Origin of the sequence: Corynebacterium pygosceleis, from assembly GCF_016595275.2 — a bacterium.
Lineage (GTDB): Bacteria > Actinomycetota > Actinomycetes > Mycobacteriales > Mycobacteriaceae > Corynebacterium > Corynebacterium pygosceleis.
In genome coordinates this window covers 585,555-604,729 of the sequence record NZ_JAENIQ020000001.1, presented here as the reverse complement: position 1 = coordinate 604,729, position 19,175 = coordinate 585,555, and the positions used below count along the sequence as shown (strand labels likewise).

Annotated in this window: 19 protein-coding genes and 1 pseudogene; 11 read left to right on the top strand and 9 right to left on the bottom strand. The window is 67.1% G+C overall.

The window, feature by feature from the left end; translation table 11 throughout:
* Positions 1 to 294: 294 nt before the first annotated feature.
* From JIM94_RS02620 to JIM94_RS02615, 3 genes and pseudogenes are all read right to left on the bottom strand, one after another.
* Positions 295 to 612 carry an LGFP repeat-containing protein gene (locus tag JIM94_RS02620; RefSeq protein WP_248702979.1) on the bottom strand — a complete coding sequence of 106 codons (318 nt, stop codon included), beginning with the start codon at positions 610 to 612 and terminating at the stop codon, positions 295 to 297.
* A gap of 69 nt (positions 613 to 681) precedes the next feature.
* A pseudogene (locus tag JIM94_RS11445) lies at positions 682 to 882 on the bottom strand (LGFP repeat-containing protein); the annotation flags it as partial.
* A gap of 2,356 nt (positions 883 to 3,238) precedes the next feature.
* Entirely contained in the window at positions 3,239 to 4,306 is a 1,068-nt protein-coding gene (locus JIM94_RS02615; RefSeq protein ID WP_200252617.1) for an AbrB family transcriptional regulator, read from the bottom strand.
* A 147-nt stretch (positions 4,307 to 4,453) separates the two neighbouring features.
* Here JIM94_RS02615 and JIM94_RS02610 point away from each other — a divergent pair, with 147 nt between their 5' ends.
* Entirely contained in the window at positions 4,454 to 5,230 is a 777-nt protein-coding gene (locus tag JIM94_RS02610) for a TSUP family transporter (RefSeq protein ID WP_200252615.1), read from the top strand.
* Entirely contained in the window at positions 5,206 to 5,778 is a 573-nt protein-coding gene (locus JIM94_RS02605; protein ID WP_200252613.1) for a phosphatase PAP2 family protein, read from the top strand. The genes JIM94_RS02610 and JIM94_RS02605 overlap by 25 nt, the downstream gene beginning before the upstream one ends.
* Here JIM94_RS02605 and JIM94_RS02600 read toward each other — a convergent pair.
* Positions 5,744 to 5,998 (bottom strand): hypothetical protein, encoded by a 255-nt coding sequence (locus JIM94_RS02600; protein WP_200252610.1) that lies wholly within the window; start codon positions 5,996 to 5,998, stop codon positions 5,744 to 5,746. The genes JIM94_RS02605 and JIM94_RS02600 overlap by 35 nt on opposite strands.
* A 162-nt stretch (positions 5,999 to 6,160) precedes the next feature.
* Positions 6,161 to 8,587, bottom strand: coding sequence for an ATP-dependent helicase HrpB (gene hrpB, locus JIM94_RS02595; protein ID WP_200252608.1), 2,427 nt, complete (start codon positions 8,585 to 8,587; stop codon positions 6,161 to 6,163).
* Positions 8,588 to 8,626: 39 nt separating this feature from the next.
* On the opposite strand from hrpB, the gene JIM94_RS02590 reads away from it, so the two are divergent.
* From JIM94_RS02590 to JIM94_RS02555, 8 genes are all read left to right on the top strand, one after another.
* Positions 8,627 to 9,304 carry an alpha-ketoglutarate-dependent dioxygenase AlkB gene (locus JIM94_RS02590; protein WP_200252606.1) on the top strand — a complete coding sequence of 226 codons (678 nt, stop codon included), beginning with the start codon at positions 8,627 to 8,629 and terminating at the stop codon, positions 9,302 to 9,304.
* A 92-nt stretch (positions 9,305 to 9,396) separates the two neighbouring features.
* Complete coding sequence (locus JIM94_RS02585; RefSeq protein ID WP_200252604.1) at positions 9,397 to 9,996, top strand: DNA-3-methyladenine glycosylase I; 600 nt, start codon at positions 9,397 to 9,399, stop codon at positions 9,994 to 9,996.
* A 55-nt stretch (positions 9,997 to 10,051) separates the two neighbouring features.
* Entirely contained in the window at positions 10,052 to 10,771 is a 720-nt protein-coding gene (locus tag JIM94_RS02580; protein ID WP_234039192.1) for an SDR family oxidoreductase, read from the top strand.
* Between the two features lie 42 nt (positions 10,772 to 10,813).
* Positions 10,814 to 11,473, top strand: a complete 660-nt coding sequence (locus JIM94_RS02575; RefSeq protein ID WP_200252600.1) for a LysE family translocator — start codon at positions 10,814 to 10,816, stop codon at positions 11,471 to 11,473.
* 91 nt (positions 11,474 to 11,564) lie between these two features.
* Positions 11,565 to 11,786, top strand: a complete 222-nt coding sequence (locus JIM94_RS02570) for a heavy metal-binding domain-containing protein (RefSeq protein ID WP_200252597.1) — start codon at positions 11,565 to 11,567, stop codon at positions 11,784 to 11,786.
* A 78-nt stretch (positions 11,787 to 11,864) separates the two neighbouring features.
* Positions 11,865 to 12,182 carry a YbjQ family protein gene (locus JIM94_RS02565; protein WP_200252595.1) on the top strand — a complete coding sequence of 106 codons (318 nt, stop codon included), beginning with the start codon at positions 11,865 to 11,867 and terminating at the stop codon, positions 12,180 to 12,182.
* 68 nt (positions 12,183 to 12,250) lie between these two features.
* Complete coding sequence (locus JIM94_RS02560) at positions 12,251 to 12,547, top strand: RNA-binding S4 domain-containing protein (RefSeq protein WP_200252593.1); 297 nt, start codon at positions 12,251 to 12,253, stop codon at positions 12,545 to 12,547.
* The gene (locus tag JIM94_RS02555) at positions 12,547 to 13,368 is read left to right on the top strand and encodes a VOC family protein (protein ID WP_200252591.1); all 822 of its coding nucleotides are present in this window, start codon (positions 12,547 to 12,549) and stop codon (positions 13,366 to 13,368) included. Before JIM94_RS02560 ends, JIM94_RS02555 begins: the two co-directional genes overlap by 1 nt.
* Before the next feature lie 310 nt (positions 13,369 to 13,678).
* On the opposite strand, the gene JIM94_RS02550 is transcribed toward JIM94_RS02555, so the two are convergent.
* Positions 13,679 to 14,572: an alpha/beta hydrolase gene (locus JIM94_RS02550; protein ID WP_200252589.1), complete on the bottom strand. Its 894-nt coding sequence runs from the start codon at positions 14,570 to 14,572 to the stop codon at positions 13,679 to 13,681.
* 34 nt (positions 14,573 to 14,606) lie between these two features.
* On the opposite strand from JIM94_RS02550, the gene JIM94_RS02545 reads away from it, so the two are divergent.
* Positions 14,607 to 15,098, top strand: a complete 492-nt coding sequence (locus JIM94_RS02545; RefSeq protein WP_234039191.1) for a methylated-DNA--[protein]-cysteine S-methyltransferase — start codon at positions 14,607 to 14,609, stop codon at positions 15,096 to 15,098.
* Between the two features lie 29 nt (positions 15,099 to 15,127).
* On the opposite strand, the gene JIM94_RS02540 is transcribed toward JIM94_RS02545, so the two are convergent.
* The 3 genes from JIM94_RS02540 to JIM94_RS02530 are packed head-to-tail and all read right to left on the bottom strand — an operon-like array spanning position 15,128 to position 19,043.
* Entirely contained in the window at positions 15,128 to 17,818 is a 2,691-nt protein-coding gene (locus JIM94_RS02540; protein WP_200252587.1) for an ABC transporter permease, read from the bottom strand.
* Entirely contained in the window at positions 17,815 to 18,516 is a 702-nt protein-coding gene (locus tag JIM94_RS02535) for an ABC transporter ATP-binding protein (RefSeq protein ID WP_200252585.1), read from the bottom strand. Before JIM94_RS02535 ends, JIM94_RS02540 begins: the two co-directional genes overlap by 4 nt.
* On the bottom strand, positions 18,513 to 19,043 hold the full coding sequence (locus JIM94_RS02530) for a PadR family transcriptional regulator (RefSeq protein WP_200252583.1): 531 nt from the start codon (positions 19,041 to 19,043) through the stop codon (positions 18,513 to 18,515). The genes JIM94_RS02535 and JIM94_RS02530 overlap by 4 nt, the downstream gene beginning before the upstream one ends.
* Positions 19,044 to 19,175: the final 132 nt, after the last annotated feature.

Below are 19,175 nucleotides of genomic sequence, written 5' to 3'. Positions count from 1 at the left end.
TGCAACATAATTATAATTTCCGATATATGGCATATCGGGGCCCTTAGTGCAATAGTCATGGAGAGCATCGAGACTTCTATTGCCGCACCATTTATAATTTCCTGGAATACCTATTGATCTAGTGAAAATGTCCTTCGAGGTTCCCTTTGAAGGTTCGGGATGAGCCATTCTCACACTGCTTCCCGTAAAGGGTACCTCAGGAAACACTGTTGTCAACTTTTCTATATCGTTTTCATAGGTCAAAAAGCCTCGGTGCACTTTTTGCCGTCAGTGGCGATGCTGACGGTACCGCGTTCAAAACTTCTGAACCTCGCCGATTCCATCCGCGTATGGTTCATTGATCGGCAAACCGAATCTACCGCCCTCAAGGGTGACGGTAATCCACTCTGTCAGCGGAAAACCATCAATTACGTGGGCATCCGCGGTCGATGACCAGACGATCACTCCCCGGTCGAAGACGTTTATCCGTCCCCGATCGGACCTCCAATCGAACTCATTTGTAATCGGATTAACCCCACCCGCCTTGATCCAACGATGGTAGATGCGGCCGTACGCCGCCACGTTCAGTCCCACAGCTTTCTGCACGGTAGCGCCATGCTGGATCTTCTGCATACGCTCGATCGGGTTGGAAGAGAGTCCATCGTGGTCCGTAATCGGATACCCCATAGGTCCCGCCTCCCACCTGAGGTCCTTCCAGACCGGGAAAACTCGGACGGGAATAATATGTGCTCCGGTCTCCGGCGAGCAGTAAATAATGCCTTTGGTCAGAGTGAACCGGTAGCCCCGCCCATCCGAATTGAGCCGAATTGGCGCAACCGGCCATAAAGATGGTGATGCTGGGCCACCGACCTGCTCGTAGCGATCAAGAACGGCGCCACACACTTCAATATTGTGTGGGGTGAAACGACGACACCTGGGGGCTGCATCCGCTGCACGGAGCAGCCTGTCGAGCAGAAGACTGGCCCCACCGTCCACCGTCGTTGACCGGCTGCAGCTTCTTGCCGACCACTACCTCACGCCTGCGTGGATCGGTGTTAACCCGCTTTCGGGACGGTCCAGATGATTTGGTACATCGAGAAGATCTGCACCTCGACAGACCGCACCAGCACCGACAGCCGGTTCCGACGCCGCAAAATCACGTAATTCCCGTGACTCTGAGCGACACACACCTTCCCGTTACCCGGAACCCATGCGTTCTTGGCTCAGCCACGTGTTCAACGTGCCTACATGAATCCCGAAATCCGTGACCACCTGAACCAACGTCACACCCGGATCACGCGCCAAAGCAACACGCACCACGTCATCGCGGAACTCTTTCGGATATCACTTAGGCACAACAACCCCCTTCCAGCAAGCACCAAGACGAGCCAAACCAGTTGCCACCTATTCGCGCAGCAGACCCGGGGTTGGGCGTGGGCCGTTCGGTGGCGGACAGCGCAAACACACACAACTTCGTCTGTGACCTATTGGGATGGTGGGTTGGCTGTAGGCTTGGGACGTAACCTCATCGAAACTCATGGGTAAAGGACACTTAATGATTCAAAAGAATATGCCAACACTTATTTTTGGTAATGTTGTTTTGCAGTCTCACCTTATGGGCACTGATGTACTCATCTTTTCTGAGGATATGAGGTCTTACTGGACTCATGCTGATCCTCCGGTTTCTCTCAACGTCCCACTCCATGAGCTTCCTAATTCTTACCCGGAGGGAAAATTGGAGAAAATGGTTCAAGCACTCTTTGAGAAAGTGAAATCTCAGCTAGATGAGAGCTATTCCGGGGGATATGAAAGAGCGTGTGCTGACCTCTGTGAGTGGATCTTGAGTCCCACGCGGGGGTTGTAATTGCACTGCAAGTGAACTTCCCTTGAGTGTCCGTGACCGGTGTGATTGCCCGCATAAATGACGGCCTTGACCCTGTAGTCATGTCCTGAATTGTCACGGTTACAGTGGGCGTCACCTCTGACGAAGCCGTAGCCACCTCCTGTAAGGGGAACGATTCGTGGGGAATCAACATCTTCACACCAAGTGCCTAAATGCTCTTCTTGGAGTGTGATCTGTACACTTAGTGGAAGAAATCCGGTGCCAGAGCATGGCACACTGAGTCCATATCTGATGATCCCGTCGGCTTCCAGACGGGGGTCTGCAAAGGTTCCTGAACAGGAACCCGAATTGAAATATCTTTCGGAAAATCCGTTTTCATCCTTTACTGGTTCACCGAAAGTGAAGGTGAAGGTATTTCCGTCAAACTTGTCCTTGTTGGCACCCCTATTGTCATTCAATGAATTTAGTTGTCTGATTTTCGTGCACTGGAGCCGTAGAGGAGCTTGCCAGGGGAGCAGTCATTGTGGTTGCGCTGATGGCTTTTTCCCTTCCTTTGCGAGCCCGGATGATACGCATGTTGGTTCCAATGTTCGGCAACGGCTCGAACTAATCCATTTCCGCGCCACACTGGCCACTACGGTCTACGAACGGCGTTGTTTCCAGGCTACATTCGAAGCTGTCAGCACACTGGCCGCCAAACCAATCGAAAAGAATGTCACCATCCCCTTTGATTGGGTATCCAGCACAGCGATCACCACGCAACCAATCGCGAAGAGACCGGTGATCCCTGCGGTGACTGCCAGTACTCCCCAGGCATCACCGTCCGGGAGACACCGCCTCCAGAACTGGTAGGCGAGCACAGCACCCGCTGCCAACGTAGCCGAAGCCGAAAAGTACCAGTACTCGAACGGGTAGGCACCAGAGCCGCGAACAAAATAGGCGAGACCCAGGGACAACGAACCTATGGCGGCCAGTATTAAAGTGGTCACCGCAACAGACCCGGACCGCATCACTCCGGTTGCCTCACGATCACGCCTTTCCGGTCGAGAATACTTGTCGCCCCCGTAACCGAGAACCTATTATATACGGAAACCGGTCTCAATAGACGCACGCGAAATTATCCCCGCCAACCCCTGATCCGGGATGATTTGCTCCCAAAATAGACATCACAACGGGTCATTCTCCACACCTCGGCAATGGTCCACACTCGACTAGCTACACCGAGGGATCCCATTCCCCGACGAGAGCCTGGGACGGAAGACAGCTTGGCGCAAACAGGCACAGTGCGGGCATCCGATGTACAACGAGGTCCACGGCCATCGCGGCCGCAAAGGTGACGTGTTGCATCAAGCCCGCAGGCATTGTTGACGGGGGTGTCGTTGCTGGCGAGGTGGCAGCAGGAAAAGATCGAGGCGATCAACGGCGGGCTGGGTGGCGGACGCGTGCGATACGGTGCAGTACCTGCGGCATCCAGCCCGCGAGGATCAGTACGCCGATCAGTCGGATGATCTGGACCGCGGCGACGACGGGCCCGGAGTCGGCCTCGTCGGCGATGATGAGGACGGTCTCGAGTCCGCCGGGGCTGGTCGCGAGGTACGCGTCGAGATAGGGGACGCCGAGCCACCAGGTCAGCAGCAGAGCGGTGGCGGCGCAGCCGGCCATGAGGGCGGCGATGAACAGCAGTGTGGCGGGCAGGGTCCGGGCGAAGGATTTCAGCGCCGGGACGGACAGTGCCCCGCCGGCCATCCAGCCGATCGCCATGAACGCGACCGCGGTGACGGCCCCGGGGAGGGCGAGGGTGAGCCGGTCGTCGAGAAGTGTGTGGGCGAGGACGGTGAGCAGCATCGGCCCGAGTATCGACGGCGCGGGTACGTGCAGCCGGGTCCCGACGGGTTGTCCCACGGCCATGATGATGAGGAGGACGAGCAGGCCGATCCAGGAGAAGTCCGTGGCCGTGTCGGCCGTGGGGTGGGTGTCGAAGCCGATGAGCATCGCGGCGAGCGGCAGGGAGAGCATCACGGCCAGCAGTCGGAGGTACTGGGTGAGGGTGACGTAGCGGTAGTCGGCGCCCGTGTCCCGGGCGAGGAACGGCATGACGGAGGCACCGCCGGCGAGCATCGAGAGCACACCCGTTGAGCGGCTGATCTCCCGGTGCGCGTGGTGCAGGAGCAGACCGCCGGCGACACCGATCCCGATGGTCGCCGCGGACACGACGAGCCCGGGGATGAGGAAATTCACCAGTTGGGTCGCGGGCGTGGCAGTGAGCGGTGCCGCGGCGAGGATGGCGATCACCGCGCGGGCCGCCCGGGAGGCGGGGCCGGGGAGATTGATGCTGCGACCGGTGGCGACGGCTGCGGTGGCGGCGACGAGGATCGCGGCGATCACCCAGCCCGCGGGCAGCCCGATGCGGGTGAACACCCACCCGAGGATCAGGGTCGACGGTACGACGGCGAGCCACCGGCGGTCGATGCGCGGGGCGTGCACGGACTCTCCTCTCCACCGGTCATCGGGTTTCCACCGTCCATTGTGCCGGTCGGGTAACGGATGTGGGCGGATCGGTGCATAATTGACATCCAACCCCGGTGGGTGACCGCAGTCACCTTTCCGGATTCCTCGAGAAAGCTGGTGACCATGGATCTCGCCCTGCCCGCGTGGCTCATTCTGATCGCGGGCGCGGGTGTCGCCGGCTGGATCGACGCGGTGATCGGCGGTGGCGGGTTGATCCTGATCCCGCTGATCCTCGCCGTGGCCCCCGGGCTGGCCCCGGTGACGGCGTTGGCGTCGAACAAGTTGGCGGCGGTGTCCGGGACGGCGTCCGCGGCGTTCTCACTGTGCCGGAAGGTTGGTGTGGACCTGTCCCTGGTGATCCGGTTCGTGCCGGTGGCCGCCGTGTGCTCGGCGGGCGGTGCGCTCGCGGCGAGTGCGATCGACAAGTCCCTCATGAGGCCGATCGTGATCGTGCTGATGGTCGCGGCGGGTGTGTTCGTGGCGCTCCGCCCGAGTTTCGGCACCGGTATCGCACGTGAGGCGCCGAAAGGTGTACGGCGTCTGATCGCGGTAGGCGCGGTGGCGCTGATCGCCGGCTACGACGGCATCTTCGGGCCGGGCACCGGCATGTTCCTCATCATGGTGTTCACGAGTGTGCTGAGCCAGAACTTCCTCACGTCCGCCGCCCTGGCGAAGGTCGTCAACACGGCGACGAACGTCGGGGCGCTCGTCGTGTTCGGTGTGGGCGGTCACATCTGGTGGACCCTCGGACTGGTGCTCGCGGTGGCGAACATCGCGGGTGCGCAGATCGGTGCCCGCACGGTGGTGCGTGGTGGTACGGGATTCATCCGTGCGGCGCTGCTGTGCATGGTCATCGTGATGTCGAGTTATCTGACGTGCACCCAGATTCTCGGTGGCTGATGGTTCCCGACGTCGCGTTCGGGGAGTGGCTCGTCGCCCACCGCGCACCGTGGATGGTGGCGGTCAGCGAGGTTCTTGCGGAGGTGTTCCGGCCCTGGCATGTCCTGGTGTTCGCGACGGTCCTCGCGGTGCTGTTTCTCCGCCGGTTCGGGCGGGCCACCGCCGTGCGGTTCTGGTGCGCGGTCGTCCTCGCCCAGGTGGTGACCCATCTGCTCAAGCCCGTCGTGGGGAGGTCCCGGCCGCCGGTGGAGTGGCGGCTGGTGGTGGAGCCCACGGCTGCGTTCCCGTCGGGACACGTGACGGGGGCGGCGGCCCTCGCCGGAGCCATGGTGGTGGTCTTCTGGCCGGTGCTGCGCGGTGCGGGACGGTGGGCCGCTGTGTTCGTCGCGGCCGCCGTGACCGTGTCCGTGGCGGCGAGTCGCCTGATTCTGGGGGTTCACTGGTTGAGCGACACCGTCGCCGGTGTCGCCGTGGCGGTGGTGTCGCTCGGTGTCGTCGGGGGAGTGGGGACGATCAGGCTGCGGCGGGGTTCCCCGTCGGGAAGTTGATGACGACGTAGGCGCCGAGTGCGATGAGCACGATGATGTTCACCCACAGCAGGATGCGGAACTGTGTGCGGAGTTCCGGGACGCGCCGCATCTTCCGGTAGGCCACGATCGCCGCGACGAGCGGGATCGGGAAGAAGATGAAGGAGTGGAGGGCGAGGAGAACCGCGGCGACAACGGTGATGGCCCACAGGATGTAGAGCTGGGTGGTCGGCTTCTGCATGGGAGGTACCTCCGATCGTGCGGGCTGGTGGGTGCTCCTGCGGGATCGCGGTCTCTCACCAGCTCAGCGGTGATGTCGCACCTTCCGGTCTATCAGCCGAAGCCGGTTATTACCAGTATGCACCCCCGGATGGGATTCCGCCGCTCTGTACCATTCCCGCTGTCACAGTCGACGTTTCGTCCGCGCCGTCGCGGTCGCGCTCCACGGATCCTCCGGCCAGGGGTGCTTCGGGTAGCGGCCACGCATGTCCGCGCGCACCCCGTTGTAGGGGCCGGACCAGAAGCTCGCCAGATCATCGGTCACCGCCAGCGGCCGTCCCGCCGGGGACAGCAGGTGGAACAGCACCGGGACCCCGGTGATCCGGGGGGATTCCGCCAGGCCGAAACACTCCTGCAGCTTGCAGGCCACGACCGGTTTCTCCCCCGAGTAGTCGACGGCGTGGCTGTTCCCGCTCGGAACGGTGAGCCGCCGGGGAACCAGCTCATCCAGCTGCGCCGCCTCGGGCCAGGGGAGCAGCCGGCGCAGCGCGGCGTGCATGTCGATCTTCCCCGGAGGGGTGCCCCGGGCGATGTGTTCCAGGTCGGGGGCCAGCCAGGCGTCCAGATTCGCCAGCAGGTCCCCCTCCGCCACCGACGGCCACGGATCGCCGACGTGGGTGTGCAGCCAGGCGAGCCGGTCGCGCAGCTCTGTCGCGGCCGCCGAGAAGGTGAACACCCCCAGGCCATCGGTCCGCAGCCCCTCCGCGATCGCCTCCGAGGCGTGGTGCCTGTCGACGGAGGTCGGCGTGGAACTCAGCTCGATGGCTCCGGCCCGCCGCACCTTCCGGGCCCGGATCCGCCCACCCTCGAGGGTCGCGGTCACGGTCTCCGAGACGCCGACGACCGCCAGGGCGGTCTCCTCGTCCAGCCGGGCGGCGGCCCGGATCACCGCACCGGTCCGGCCCTCCCGCGCCGTGGTGCGGGTGACCTCGGCGACGGCCAGCCACTCCGCGTCGTCCAGGCCCGTACCGCCGGGGAGGGTCGCCCGGGTACCGCTGGCGAGCAGCCAGTCGCCGCCCGTTCTCCGGGCCACCTGCTCCGGGTGCGCCAGTGCGGTGACCAGGCCCTCGGGATGCGTGGTCGGATAGTCCGTCCCGGGTTCCGCGTCGCGGGCCAGCCGCATCAGGCGCGTGGTCTCCCGACCGAGCCGGCCCCGTTCCGCGCGGGCCTGCGCCGCGATGTCACCCCGGGGCTGATCCGCCAGCAGCGCGACCGTACGTGCCGCCCGCTCACCGAGCAGCGGAACGGTGAGCAGCAGGGCCCGGGCCAGCCGGGGACCCGCGGGAATACCCGCCAGCCTCCGTCCGAACGGGGTCGCCGAGCCATCGTCGTCAACAGCGCCCAGGCGCCTCAGCACGTCCTCTGCTCCCGTGATCGCGGCGGTGGGCGGGGCGTCGACGAGCGGCAGTCCCCCGCCCCGGGGCGTACCCCAGCAGGCCAGCTGGAGCGCGGCCTGCGTGAGGTCAGACGTCGCGATCTCCGGGGTGATGTGCGGCTGCATCGAGGAATACACGCGGGGCTCGTAGCAGCGCAGCACCGTTCCCGGACCCTCACGGCCGGCACGCCCGGCCCGCTGGTCCGCCGATGACGCGGCACACGTCGTGGTCACCAGGCCCGTCATGCCGCGTGACGCATCCCGTCGCGGTACCCGGGCGAGCCCCGAGTCGACGACGATGCGCACCCCGGGCACCGTGAGCGAGGACTCCGCGATCGACGTCGCCACGACGATCCGTGGCCGATCCGAGGGCGTCAGCGCAGCATCCTGCGCCGCCGGGCTCAACTGTCCGTGCAGCGGCAGCACGGGCACGCGGGGTGCGAGATCGCCGACCGCGGCGACGACCCGGTCGACCTCGCGCGCGCCGGGCACGAACACCAGCGCCGAATGCCCGAGCTTCGCGACGGCGTCCACGGACACCCGGGCCACGTGGTCGAGGAACGCCCACTCCACACCCCGCGCGCCGAGGCGTGTGCCGCCGGGAACGTACCGGACGTCGAGCGGGTGCGTCACCGCCTCCGTGGACACCACCGGGCCCCCGATCAGACCGGCGAACGTGTCGGCGTCGATGGTCGCCGACATCGCGGTCAGCACCAGATCGTCGCGCAGCTGGTGCAGCTCGGTGAGCATGCCCACCAGCAGATCGGTGTCCAGCTGCCGCTCGTGCACCTCATCGAGGGCCACCGCGTCCACACCGCGCAGCTCCGGATCCGCCAGCAGACGGCGCAGCAGAACGCCCGGGGTGACGAACTGGACCCGGGATCCGGCGTGGTGCTCACCGCGCACCGTGAACCCGACCCGGTCACCCACCTCCGAGCCGTCCAGCTGGGCGAGTCGCCTCGCCGCGGCGCGCACGGCCACCCGCCTGGGTGCGGTGACCACCACCTTTCCGCCGGTGATGTTGGCCAGGGCCGGCGGTACGAGCGTGGTCTTGCCCGTGCCGGGCGGGGCCTGCACGACGCAGGCACCGGTCCCGGCCAGGGCGTCGCCGAGCGTGCCGACGGCCGTCGCCGCCGCGAGCCCGGCACCGATGCGGGTCAGATCGAAGGGGGACACGGGGGAAGTGTATCCACCGGGCGCTGCTACGGTGACCCCATGGCACAACTGTTCGAATCCGGTGCGTTGCCCCGCGAGGCCGCCCGCATCATCCCCGGAGTCGTCCACCTGCCGGCCTGGCTCGCCCCCGAGACGCAGTCCCGGCTGGTCACGGGCGCCCGCGCCCACGCCCGAGGGCCGGCCGCGATGCGTCGACCCGTCCTGCGGAGCGGGCAGATGAGTGTCTGGATGACCACCCTCGGGCTCTGGTTCCACACCAACCCGTACCGCTACAGTTCCCGCACCCCGGACGGAACACCTGTGCCACCGGTCCCGGACCTCCTCTCCGATCTCGCCCGCGGTGCGCTCGCCGCGGCGGCCCGGCACGCCCCGGAGCTGGGACCCTGGGTGGGGAACTACCGGGCCGACACGGCGCTCATCAACTACTACCCGCCCGGTTCGAGGATGGGGATGCACCGGGACGACACCGAGCTGAGTGACGCACCCGTCGTGAGCTTCTCCATCGGGGATTCCGCGATCTTCCGCATCGCCACCGTCGCGGGACAGACCCGTCCCTGGCGGGACGTCCCCCTCGAGTCCGGTGACGCCCTCGTCTTCGGCGGGCCCGCGCGCCTGGCGTTCCACGGGGTGCCCCGCCTCATCGCGGACACCACCCCGGACGGCTGCGGCCTCGCCGAGGGGCGCATCAACATCACCGTCCGCCAGGTCACCGCCTGAGCCCGCTGTGGACACGACTGCCACAGGAACGGATGTCCACAGGGGCCGCGGAGCTGTGTCTTCCGGCGGTACCGTTGACCTAGGGTGGGGACATGAACGACGACGATCTCACCGCACGGGGCCTGGTTCACGGGGATGACGGCCGGATCCGTCCGGAATGGGCCTGTTCCTCGGAGCTCCTGCGCGACTACTACGACCATGAGTGGGGTCGTGCGGTCACCGATGAACGGGGCCTGTTCGAACGTATCTGTCTCGAGGGGTTCCAGGCGGGGCTGTCGTGGGAGACCATCCTGCGCAAGCGTCCCGCCTTCCGGGAGGCCTTCGCGGGATTCGACCCCGATGTGCTCGCGGACTGGGGCGACGCGGAGGTCGACAGGCTGCTGGAATGTGACGGCATCATCCGGAACCGGGCGAAGATCACGGCGGTTCTCACCAATGCGCGGGCCACGGTGGCGCTCCGTCGGGAAGGGGGTCTTCCGGGGCTGGTGCTGTCGTTCACCCCGGAGCGGTGGACGCGTCCCGACTCCGCCGCTGTGCAGGCCACCACCAGTCCGGAGTCGACCGCTCTCGCCAAGGCGCTGAAGAAGGCGGGATTCTCTTTCGTCGGGCCCACCACCTGCTTCGCCCTGATGGAGGCTGTCGGCATGGTGGACAACCGGATCTCCGGTGCGTCAGGCCTCGTCGGTGGATGACCGTTCCGGTTCGACCACCGGAGCGGAGGTGGGGGACCTGTGGGAGAATGAAACCATGAACGCAATGAAGAACTCAGGTCGGGTCGCGGTCGTCACCGGAGCGTCCGCAGGTATCGGGGAAGCGTGTGTCGAGGCGTTGGTCGGCGACGGCTGGACCGTCATCGCCGGTGCCCGGCGGACGGAGAAACTGGAGGCGCTCGCCGAGCGCACCGGCTGCATCGCCCGGCACCTCGACGTCACCGACGACGTGAGCGTGGAGGAGTTCACCGCGGACATCGAACGCTGCGATCTTCTGGTCAACAACGCCGGCGGAGCACTCGGGCTCGACCCCGTCGCCGAGACCGAGATCGAGGACTGGACCTGGATGTACGAGGTCAACGTACTCGGTACCCTGCGCGTGACCAAGGCCCTGCTCGAACGCCTCACCCGGTCTCACGGCCAGGTCATCAACATCGGCTCCGTCGCCGCCCGCGTCCCCTACGCCGGCGGCAGCGGGTACAACGCCGCGAAGCACGGCGTCGCCGCACTCACCCGCGTCCTGCGCATAGAGACCGCCGACACCCCGCTGCGCGTCAGCGAGATTGATCCGGGTCGCGTCGAGACGGACTTCTCCCTCAACCGCTTCAAGGGTGACGCCGAGCGTGCCGCCACCGTCTACGACGGGAAGATGAACCTCACCGCCGCCGACATCGCGGAGGCCGTCCGCTGGGTCGCGTCCATGCCGGCCCACGTCAACGTCGACACGATGCTCATCATGCCCACCGACCAGGTGTGACCCAGAGCAGCCCGTCCCGGGCCCGGGGGTAGTCTCGTCCGCATGACTTTCGCCGCCCTCACCACCCTGCTCGTCGTCTGGATGGCGGCGATCGCCAGCCCGGGTCCGGACACCCTCCAGATCATCCGGCTCGGTGCCCGAAGCCGGGCCGACGGCGTGTGGTGCGCACTCGGTATCTGCGCGGGCAACACCCTGTGGATCGTCGCCAGCCTCATCGGGCTGTCCACGCTGATGACCACCCACCCCGGGCTTCTGCACATCCTGCAGATCATCGGTGGCAGCTACCTCGCGTGGATCGCGTTCAGGTCGATCAGCGCCGGGATCCACGGCAGACGCGAACGCTCCCGGGCTCCCGTGGGATCGGCACCGACCGGCACCGGGGCGCCCGCCCGCCCCGTCGCCTCCTTTCGGACCGGGCTGGCCACGAATCTGTCGAACCCCAAGGCCGTCCTCTTCTTCGCCGCCATCTTCGCGCAGTTCGTCGACCCGGACGGCGGGTTCGTCGCGGGTGCGACGATACTGGCGTTGCTCACCGTGACCGGTGTCGCCTGGTTCGTCGGCTTCGCTCTGGCCGTGCGGACCCTCGCCGTCCGCATCGTCCGCAACGGTCCCCTGATCGATCTGGTCAGCGGTGTGATCTTCGCGCTGATCGCCGCCTGGATGATCCTCGAGGGCCTCCGCGGGGTCATCGGCCAGGGATAGACTCGCGCCCCGTACCCCGTCCCCCCGAGAAGCGAGCACCATCACCACCACCGATTCCGTCGCGGGACGCGAGATCCACGAATATCTCGACGTGGTCACCGGTACCGGCTTCGCCCACACGCTGCGCAACAGCGGGGACAAGAAGGCCGCCACCGCCCTGACAGCCCGGGGCCGGGCGCTCGACATGCTCCGGGAGGAGGCCGCCGGGCCGCGCGCCGATGCGGTCATAGGTCTCCGGGTCTCCCACCCCTACTCCGGTGCCATCGGCAACTTCACGATCATGCTCACCGGTACCGCCGTCCGGCCCGTCTGAGTCTGTCGGCGCCTGCGCTGTTCCACGGGTGCCCCTACACTCGGCCGTGAACCGCACAATCAACGAGGAGCACGCACCATGATCGTTTCCACCACCCCGACCGTCGAAGGCCGCGAGATCGGCGAGTACATCCGTGTCGTCGCGGGCGAGACCATCGTCGGCATCAACGCCCTGAAGGACTTCGCCGCCGGTTTCCGGAACATCGTCGGCGGCCGTAGCCAGGGCTACGAGCAGGAGGCGGCCACGGCCCGGGAACAGGCCCTCGGTGAGATGGTGCAGCGCGCCACGGCACTCGGCGCGGAAGGCGTCGTCGGCGTCAGCATCGAGTACGCCGTCCTCGGTCAGGGCAACATGCTGCTCGTCGCAGCCACCGGCACCGCCGTCCGCTTCCGCTGACCGGAGCCGTACGGGCTCCCGCCCCGGCGGTGTCGGGACACCACCGGGCCGCCCGTACACTGGACCGCATGGAAGCAGTCGACGTCGCGATCCGGGACGACACAATCAAACTCGGGCAGTTCATCAAGCTCGCCAACCTCGTGGACACCGGCGGTGCCGCCAAGGAGGCCATCGCAGCAGGTGAGGTTACGGTCAACGGTGAGGCCGACACCCGCCGCGGGCGCACCCTGCGCGTCGGCGACGTCGTCACCGTCGGTGGAGCGTCGGCACGGGTCGCAGCCCCCGGCAGCGACGATGACGACGATTTCTTCGACGAGGCCACCGCAAACGATGACTTCGACCCCGAAAAGTGGAGGAACATGTAATGCCCGCGTTCATGGCACAGGACGGTATGCCGTTCTGGATCGACCTCACGACCTCCGAGATGCGGAAAACCGCGCACTTCTACGCCGAGATCCTCGGCTGGGATGTCGAGGAGGCCGCCCCCGGCTACCGGCTCGCTCGGGCCCAGGGCCTGCCCGTCGCCGGTTTCATCGAGCAGCCGGAGGCCGCCACGCAGCCCGACACGTGGATCACCTACTTCCTCACCTCCGACATCGACGCCACCGTCGCCCGCACCCGGGAACTCGGCGGCACCGTCCTCACCGAACCGTTTGACGTCCACCTCGGGCAGGTCGCGATTCTCGTCGACTCCGCAGGTGCGATGTTCGGCGCGATCGAACCCTCAGGCGAGGAGCGTTTCGTGTCGGGCGGCGAGCCCGGTACCGCCGTCTGGCACGAACTCACCGCCACCGGCGACTACGACCGCGCCGTCGACTTCTACACCGAACTGTTCGGCTGGACCGTCCGCCGACTCGACGAGGACGGCGCCCGCTACACCCTCATCGACGTCGACGGTTCCCCGTTCGCCGGCATCTGGGACGCGGAGGGCAAGTTCCCGCCGCAGGTCCCCGGCTTCTGGCAGACGTACCTCGGTGTCAGGGATATCGCCGCGACGGCGGAGAAGGTGACAGAACTCGGCGGAGAGATCATCCGGGGCCCCTTCGAGGCCGAGTTCGGCACCATGCTGATCATCGCCGATTCCACCGGCGCGACGCTCACCCTGTGCGAGGCCGACGAGCCCGCGGAGGAGGGCAGTGAGGCGGACCCGCTGGAAGGCATCGACCTCAGCCAGTTCGGCGGCTGACCGACACTCCCGTTGACCCGGGTGGCCCATCGGGCCACCCGGGTCTTCCGCTGTCCGACGCTCTCGTCATCGCGTGCTAGCACGCACTGGCGAGACGTGTTTCCGCAGGACGTCGTTCGCGACCGGGTGTGTTGGCACGCGGTGACGACGGTCCTGAGACTGGCCGTGGAGAAGAGGTCGGGTCGAGGACAGAGCGTCCGGGAACCGGCGACCCGCCTTCGGCACCTGGTGCCCCGACGTACGGCGGCGTACGGCCGCCCGCACCGTGCATGTGTCCGCCGGGCCCCGGACGCTTGTCGTCCGCCCCGCCCTATCCCCGCAGGAAGTCCGCGGCGTCCTTCGCCATCTTGCGCGCGACGGTGGGCGTGACGATGGTGTGTTGTGCCGTATAGGTCAGTACCTCGGCTACGTGTTCCGCCCACCGGAAGCGCGGCACGGTGGTGTCCTGTTCACCGACCTGGATCAGGGTGCGCGGCCAGGTGGCGGGGTCGGGGATCCCGGCGTCGCCGCGCACGGCGTCGGGTAGTCCGCCGAGGTGCAGGCTGGGGCGGGTGAGCAGGAGTTTGTCGACGTCGCCCGCGACGAGCGCAGCCAGCGCGGCACCGGAGGATTCGCCCCAGGCTGCGACATGGCGTGCATCCTGCTGGCGGGCGTGGGCGATGGCGGCGCGGGTCACCGCGCGCATCGCGGTGACCGGGTGCTCGGGTGCGAGGGGGTAGTCGACGTCGATGATGGTCGTGCCGGACAGTTCCGCCACGGCGGCGACGCCGGGGCGCCAGGCGTTGTCGAGGCAGGTTCCGGCGCCGCGCCACCACCCGCCGCCGTGGAGGCTGATGGCCCATTCATCTGTGGGCTCGGAGGGGGTGAACACGACACCGATTCCGGGGAGATCGTCGGCGGTGACTCCGCCGAGGTAGTCGACGCCGGGCATGCGGTGTCCGGCGGCGGTGCCGAGCATGAGCATGGCGGCGTGGGTGAGTCGGTCGGGGAGTCGTGCGGCCCAGTCGTCGCAGGTGTCCCGGTCGCCGGTGCCGCCGGCCCAGGGTGGGGTGAGGTCCGGGGCCGGATGGTGCTGGTCGATGTACCAGGCGAGTTGTTCGAGCTGTCCCGCTTCGTCGAGGCCGCTTTCGGTGCCGCCGACGGTGAAGTCGCGTCCGGTGGCGTCGTCGTGGATGACCTGGGGTTCGTCGGGTGTCTCGCTCATGGCGTCCATGCTACCGGCGGGTAGTGTCGGTCCAATGGACATGTTCGCGTTCCGTTCGCTCGACACTCCGTTCGGCCCGTTGACGGTGGTGGCCGGGGACGCTGGTGTGCGCCGGGTGCTGTTCCGGGGTGCGCTTGCCGACGATCCGTCCGGTTCCGGTGCGGCGGCGCGTCACGCCGTACGGGCGGTCGGGGAGATCGGGGAGTATCTGGCCGGTGGGCGTCAGGTGTTCGGGGTGTCGCTGGATGTGCCGGAGCCGGTGACGTTCACGCAGCGGGCGCAGGCGGCGTTGCGGGGGATTCCGTTCGGGGAGACGGTGAGTTACGCCCGGTTGGCCGCGCTCGCCGGTAGCCCGGCGGCGTTCCGTGCGGCGGGTTCGGCGTGTGCCTCGAATCCGTTGCCGGTTCTGGTGCCGTGCCACAGGGTGCTCGCGTCGGGTGGTGGGATCGGTGGGTTCGCCGGTGGAGTGGAGTTCAAGCGGGGTCTGCTGGCTCTGGAGGGGGTTGATGTCCCGGGGGCACCGTGAGATCGGTGCGCCCGGGACATCGGGGTGGATCATTCCCGGCGGTCGCTCAGTGGGCGTCGGTGCCCGGCGATCCAGGCGCCGATCGCCAGACCGGTGGCCCAGGCGAGGAGCGGAACACCGACGAGGGTGGCCAGGAGGGAGGTCGACCGCTGGACTGTGTCGACCTGGTGGAAGACCTGCTGCAGGAAACCGTCCCTGTCTCCGCTGAGTAGCTCGGCCAGGAAGGGGACGAAGGCGGCCAGGGTTCCCGCGACCGCTCCGCCGAGGCCGATGATCAGGCCCTGCGCGCCGACGTACCGGGCCAGGAGCCGGGGGGATCCGCCGACCGCCGTGAGGACATCGGTGTCCCTGCGGGATTCTGCGGCGGTGAGCAGCATGAGCAGGACCACGATGCCGTAGCTGATCAGGCAGGCGATCAGTAGCGGGAGCATCCAGGTCAACAGTTCGTAGGGGGGCTTGTTGGCCGTGTCCACCCGGAGTGGCTGGTCCCTGTTCACCTTCGTGTCCATCCGGAAGGAGTCGAGGGTGCTGACCGGTTCGAGCGTGCGCACCAGGGTACCCATGTAGGTGGTCCCCATGCCGATCTCGGCGGCGGTCTCCGGGGTGAGGAGCCAGACACCGGGGCCGTCGAGGGGGATGACCGTCACCGGGTGGGTGAGTACCTCGTGGTCCCGCGGTTCCTCTGTAGCCGTGTCGCCACGGTGGGCCGGGGCGACGGCGAATCCGTCCGTGTCCACGGTCTGTGCCGCGTGTTCCGGGGAGGCGGGACTCCTCCGTCTCTCGCGGCCGAATCCGGCGTCTCCGTCGACGGCGAGGTCGGGATCGGTGACGACGATCTCGCCCTTGTCCAGTGCCGTGTGGATCGCGGCGCGTTGCCGGTCCGTGAGGCCCTCCAGTGCGGTGACCGCTGAGCCGTCGTTGATGAGGATCTTCTCGTGGACGTCGGGGAGTCCGTGGGCGTTCCAGCCCTGGAACAGGGGGGCGTCGAGGTAGAACTCTTCATCGGCTGTCGTGCTGCCGGTGGCGGCGAGCCCCTTCCAGTCGGTGCTGTTCCACCGTCCCGGTTCGGGGATGAAGATGTCACTCCGTCCGGTGCGGGGCCGCTCGAGGATCCCGTCGATGCGTTCGTGTGCGGTGTCCGGGGTGAGATGGATCGCGCCTGTCGTGGTGAACAGTGCCGCGTCGTCCGGCAGTCTGTTCTCCCCCTCGTACACGGTCGTCGGGAGCCACAGGATGCTGAGGAATGTGGTGGAGACGAAGGTGATGCCGGCGATCGCCCCGACTGCGGGTGCGGTCCTCGTCATGGAGCGTAGTGCGTCGCGGGAGGCGAGTCTGCCGGGGAGGGGGAAGCGGGCGGCGACGGCGGCGGTGCCCCACAGCAGGAGGGGTGCGGACAGGACCAGACCCAGTCCGAGCAGGGGTTGGGTGAGGGCGTGGGTGAACGGTGAATCGGTCGCGACGCTCCACCAGGTGGCGATGAGCATGATCACGGGTCCGATGATCATGGGGCGGGAGAAGCGGCGGATCCTGATGCTGCGTCCGCCACGGAGTGCGACGACCGGATCCTGCCGTCCCGTCTGTAGCGCGGGGAGGAGGGAGGATCCGACGCCCACGATCAGTGAGGTGACGATGACCAGGAGCGCCAGGTCCCAGGGCCAGTGGACCTCGACCCCGGGGTCGACGGCTCCGACGAGCACCCGTTCGACGGGGATGGAGAGCACGCTGCCGAGGACCGCGCCGACGGCACCGATCATGAGTCCCTGGATGAGCAGCACCCGGCGCAGGTGTGTCGGGGCGGCTCCGGTGGCCGACAGCAGACCGGTGAGCCTGGTCTGGCGTCGGGCCGCGACCGCGAAGATGGGCGTGACGACGGCGATGACGACCAGGAGTGCGAAGGTGAGGAGGGTCCAGTTCAGAAGGGCGCTGTCACTGGTCAGTCCCCGGAGGACGTCCCGGGCGATGGGTGCCGGTTGTCCGCTCTGTGTCGTCCGGTCGCTGATGTGGACGCCGTTTCTGTCGGCCCGTTCGGTGTCGAGTCCGTCAGTGATCGTGTCGGTGAGCTCCGGGGGGATCAGGTAGCTGACCTGCCACGGTGACGTCTCGGGGATGCCGGTGAAATCGGGATCGTCGATGATCCGTGATCCCGGGACATCGGCGAGGGACAGGAATGTCCCGCTGGGGCTCGGACCTGTGTAGGTGAGTTCGAGGGCGTGTTCGTCGCCGTCGCTGTCCAGCACCGTGACCGTTGCCGTGTCTCCGGGTTTCAGGCCGAGACCTCTCGCGGTGTTTTCCCGGGCCATGAAGGATCCGGGTTCCGGTGCCCCGGTGACGGTGTCGGGGAGCGCGGTCGCGGTACGGTCGAAACTCGTGCCCCCGGGCGTGGATATCCGGGCTTCGGTGTCCAGGGTGGCTATCGGGTCGTCGGGGTCTGTTCCGAGGTTCTCGGCCATCCGTTGACGGTCCGGTAGCGCGACGGTGGCGGCATCGGGTGCCTCACAGTGTTCGGCGGTGTCCGGGCACGGGGATTGGCCGATCCACACATCGGCGTACGGGGCGGTGGGGTCGGTTCCCTGGTTGGTTCTGTCGCTGAACACGGCTCCCGCGAACACGAGGACCGCCATGACGGGCAGGGCGAACAGGAGGACGGCGGCGAGGGAACGCCACCGGTGGCGGGTCAGGTCGCGCCGGGCGAGCCGGGCGGAGGTGAGCCAGGCGTTCATCGGGCATCACTCCCGGCGTGGGGCTGGACGAGCTGTCCGTCGCGGAGCCAGACGGTGCGGTCGGCGTAGGCGGCGAAGCGGGGTTCGTGGGTGACCAGCAGGCCGGCCGCGCCGGCGTCGATACGCGAGCGCAGGAGCGCCATCACCGATTCCGCGGTGGTGGTGTCGAGTGCGCCGGTGGGTTCGTCGGCGAGGAGCAGGGAACGCTCGCCGACGAGGGCGCGGGCGATGGCGACACGTTGCGCCTGGCCACCGGAGATCTCGGCGGGGAAGCGGTCCGCGAGGTCGGCCTGGTCGATGCCCTCCAGCGCCGCGAGTGCCGCGGCGCGTGCCTCGCGGCGGGGTACGTTGTCGAGCTCGAGCGGGAGGGCGACGTTCTCCGCGACGGTGAGCGTGGGGACGAGGTTGTAGTGCTGGAAGACGAAGCCGACGTCACGGCGGCGGATCGCGGCACGTTCCGTGCGGGAGAGTCCCGCGGTGTCCCGTCCGTTGATGATGATGTGGCCGTGGTTCGGGGTGTCCAGGGTTCCGGCGACGTTGAGGAGGGTCGATTTCCCGGAGCCCGACGGCCCCATGACGGCGACCAGTTCGCCGGGGGCGACGGAGAGGCTGACGTTGTCGAGGGCCGCGATGGTGCGGGGCCCGTCGGTGTGCAGACGGGTGACGTTCTCCATGGTGAGGATGGGGGAGGTGGTCATGATCGGGGGCCTTCCGGTTCGGCGAGGGTTTCTATGTGGTCGAGCCAGCGTGCCTCGGCCTCGAGGTCGAAGATGCGGCGTTCGAGCAGGAGCCGTTGCGCGGTACGGGCGGGTGGGATGGAGGTCTTGGCGAGGGTGATGTCGCGGAGCTCGCGCATCGTCGCCTCCCGCTGGCCCTGGATGAGTGCGCGGTTGTCCACGCCCCGGACGACGGCTGCGACGGCGATCTTGATGACCAGGTCGTCGCGGTCGTTGCGGGGGCGGAGTGTCGGCTCGTTCCACCACCGCTCCAGGGCCGCGCGTCCGGCGTCGGTGGTGGCGTAGATGTCGGCGGGGCGGTTGGTGCTGTTGTCTGTTCCGACCTTCTCGATGAGTCCGTCGCGGTCGAGCCGTTGGATCGTCTGGTAGACCTGTCCGATGTTCATCGGCCAGATTCCCTGTGTACGGTCCTCGAAACGCTGGCGGAGTTTACCTGCGCCGCAGGGTTCGTCATTGAGGAGTCCGAGTAGTGCGAACCTGATTGACATGGGCGTCCTTCGGGGAAACAGGGCGGGGAGCAGGTGTGCGACCCAGTTGATTACCCAGTAACTTACTTAGTAATCGAGTGCCCGTCCGCTGTCAATCACCCGTGTTCGTCGTGCACCCCCGCAGCGGCGGCG